Consider the following 719-nt stretch of genomic DNA (forward strand, 5'->3'; position numbering starts at 1 on the left):
CGTCCAGAGCGCGGTGGCATGCGCGCAGCCCATCGCGATCCAGACGAGGTAGAAGACCCAGAGGCGGTCCACCATCGCCCAGCCGACCAATACTCCGACGCCCAGCAGCGCGCCCAGGGTAAGCGGCATGCGGCCGCCCTTCCGGTCCACCCACCGCCCGACGGGGATGCCAAGCATGCCCGAGACCAGGAGGCCGAGGGTCAGCGCGCCGTTCAGCTCGCCCCGGCTCCAGCCGAGATCCGCCTCCATCGGCTGCAGCACGAGGCTGAAGGGGAGGAACAGCGTGCCCCAGCCGATGAACTGGGTCAGGCCGGTGCCCCAGATCAGGCGGCGGTCAGAGGTGGGATTCACGATGGGATGAAGATGCCCCGATCAGCGTGGAAGCGCGAGAAGTCGTCCGGACTCATTCTCACGTCGCGCCTTGTCGCGTCGCTGTGGCCCGAGGGGTTGTGGAAGCGCAGCCGCCCCTCGCTGTCCTGGCCAAAGACGAGGACCAGGTGCCCGCCCTTGTGCGGGGGATCCAGCTCCGGCGTGCGGATGCGCGGATGGACCGAGGCGACGTAGAGTTCGCCAGCCGCCAGCTCCGGGCGCGGCTCGTCCAGCACAATGCGGGCCGCGATGCCGCGGGCGTTCAGCCATTGCACGGCGCCGGCGTAGACCAGCCCCTTGATGTCGTCGCCGCCCTGGTCGATGTAGCCGCCGAGCGCCTGCACCTCGCG

General features: G+C 70.0%; 2 pseudogenes. Both read right to left on the reverse strand.

Going from position 1 to position 719, the window contains the following annotated elements:
- Nucleotides 1-351: pseudogene (locus tag AC1DWF_RS34400) on the reverse strand (MFS transporter); the annotation flags it as partial.
- Nucleotides 348-719: pseudogene (locus tag AC1DWF_RS34405) on the reverse strand (hypothetical protein); the annotation flags it as partial. The pseudogenes AC1DWF_RS34405 and AC1DWF_RS34400, both read right to left, overlap by 4 nt.

Source organism: Aminobacter sp. P4_D5 (genome assembly GCF_056401815.1).